This is a genomic window from Sphingobium sp., assembly GCF_049304695.1.
Classification (GTDB): domain Bacteria; phylum Pseudomonadota; class Alphaproteobacteria; order Sphingomonadales; family Sphingomonadaceae; genus Sphingobium.
The window spans coordinates 1-2,004 of record NZ_JBAQOK010000039.1 but is presented as its reverse complement, the minus strand read 5'-3'; the positions used below and the strand labels follow the sequence as shown (position 1 = coordinate 2,004).

3 protein-coding genes and 1 pseudogene are annotated in these 2,004 nt (G+C 59.5%); all 4 read left to right on the top strand.

Going from position 1 to position 2,004, the window contains the following annotated elements; genetic code table 11:
• The first annotated feature begins 90 nt into the window (after window positions 1-90).
• A complete protein-coding gene (locus tag WA070_RS05365) occupies window positions 91-426 on the top strand; it encodes a zincin-like metallopeptidase domain-containing protein (protein WP_422633096.1) in 336 nt (111 codons plus the stop codon).
• A gap of 111 nt (window positions 427-537) precedes the next feature.
• Window positions 538-1,068: a hypothetical protein gene (locus WA070_RS05360; RefSeq protein ID WP_422633095.1), complete on the top strand. Its 531-nt coding sequence runs from the start codon at window positions 538-540 to the stop codon at window positions 1,066-1,068.
• A complete protein-coding gene (locus WA070_RS05355) occupies window positions 1,061-1,705 on the top strand; it encodes an antitoxin of toxin-antitoxin stability system (protein WP_422633094.1) in 645 nt (214 codons plus the stop codon). Before WA070_RS05360 ends, WA070_RS05355 begins: the two co-directional genes overlap by 8 nt.
• 97 nt (window positions 1,706-1,802) lie before the next feature.
• A pseudogene (locus WA070_RS05350) lies at window positions 1,803-2,004 on the top strand (hypothetical protein); the annotation flags it as partial.

Below are 2,004 nucleotides of genomic sequence, written 5' to 3'. Positions count from 1 at the left end.
GGCCCTCGGGCCCTCCCTGTCCGGCAGAGAAGAGGGGGCTCGGATCATGTGTCCTGCTTGATTGGCAGAAGAGGACAGAAAGGACACGTTATGGATGGGACCTACCATGAGGCAGGGCATTGGACCGGCCACCCTGACCGGCTCAACCGAGAGTTTGGCAGGAAATTCGGCGACAACGCCTATGCGTTCGAAGAGCTTTGCGCCGAGATGACATCCGCCCTGCTCGGCGCGGACCTTGGCCTCCCGACCGCCCATATCGACGATCATGCAGCGTATATCGGCTCGTGGCTCGCGGTGCTGCGCAAGGATTCCCGCGCGATTATGACGGCCGCAGCGAAGGCCGAGGCCGCTGCTGGATATCTGCTGCGTGTGACCGGTCTCGCCGCCTCCGCCGAAACTGAAGATGGGATTCGTGAAGCAGCCTGACGCCCGCTTTCCCGAGAGGGGAGGCAGCGTTGGCGATTTTGAGCTGCCCTGGCGTGAGAGGCCGATGCGCTCACCCTGTCCGCTGTAGCGGGCCAGTCCAAGGATATTATCATGGCCGATTATTATTCACAGTGCGTCGTTTCCCCGATGCTCCCGCTCGCCGAACTCACGGAAGCCGAACAACTTGTCCTTCGCAACATATTCGATTCCCAGCTCGACGGTGAAGATCTGTACCTATTCACCGAAATTGGGCGCAATTCGCTGATCGAACTCGCGTTGCCTGACATGCGTGCCGCGCTCGCCAGTGCGGAAACTGTCTCGTTGGCAACACGCTTGCTCAGCAAGGCTGTCGCGGATTTACCCGATGGCGAAGACACTGCTGAAATCGAGCTGGACGACGAATGGCTCGAGATCTTTCAGGAAATCGTCCAGCGCTCGGACACGCTGACTTTCGTTGCGATCGAAACCGGCTTCAATTGTTCCAAGATGCGCCCCGATGGATTCGGCGGCGCTGCGATCGTGATCACGGCCGAGGCCATTGATACGATTTCGACCAGCCAATTCATCGATGAAACCTTGGCGGCGCGGTTGGGTAAGACCTCCAGCGCAATGCCGCATGATGGAGGGGAAACCGATGCCTGAGGTCATCTCCACCACCGTTTATCGGCTCAACGAACTCTCGACGTCGGCAGCAGCCGAGGCCCGGGCATGGTATCGGCGATCAGTACCCGACGAAAGCTGGCACGAGTTTATATTCGACGATTTCGAGCGCATTTGCATAGTGCTCGGCATCGATCTGGCGACGCATGCTGTCCGGCTCTACGGCGGCGGCACGCGCCAGGAGCCGCGGATCTGGTTCTCCGTATTTAGCAGCCAGGGTGACGGCGCCTGCTTTGAAGGACGATATCGCTACGCCAAGGGCGGATTGCGGGGAATCCGTGCTCATGCTCCCCAGGATACGGAGCTTCATCGGATCGTGGACGCATTTTCGGAAATCCAGCGTCGCAATTTCTACCAGCTCGAAGCCACAGTTCGCCACGAAGGCCGGTATTACCATGAATATACAATGGCAGTGGCGGTCGAGCGCGCCGGGCCAACAGCTCAAGACATGACGTCTGATGCCGAAGAGGCGATCACGCGACTGCTTCGCGACCTTGCCCGGTGGCTCTACCGCCAACTCGAGCAGGAATGTGATTATCAAACCTCCGATACCGTCATCGACGAAGCGATCACTGCCAATGACTATAGTTTCACTGAGGATGGGGAGCGCTTCCCATGAAGGGCGTGCTGATCATAGCCGCCGGGGTAACGGACGTCGCCTCTACCGCGATGGTCATTGCGCGCTCCACCCCCAACTTTCTCAAACACAGGAGTTCATGATGGCCGACCGTGTATCAGTCGCAATTCGTATTGGAGGATCGCTGTCCCCGGACCTCCTTCCCGGCTTCTGTGCTGCCGTCGAGAGCGACGGCGCCTTCACGGATTGGGAGGGCACCGCGTTCGACCCGGACGATCTCGATCCGAGCGTTCCCCTGTACCTGGCCGACCATGAGGTTGCCTGGGGCCGGTTCGAAGCGA

What these genes read in the sequence shown, in the direction of transcription:
- WA070_RS05365 (WP_422633096.1), top strand. Translation starts at nt 91, where the DNA reads ATGGATGGGACCTACCATGAGGCAGGGCATTGGACCGGCCACCCTGAC.
- WA070_RS05360 (WP_422633095.1), top strand. Translation starts at nt 538, where the DNA reads ATGGCCGATTATTATTCACAGTGCGTCGTTTCCCCGATGCTCCCGCTC.
- WA070_RS05355 (WP_422633094.1), top strand. Translation starts at nt 1,061, where the DNA reads ATGCCTGAGGTCATCTCCACCACCGTTTATCGGCTCAACGAACTCTCG.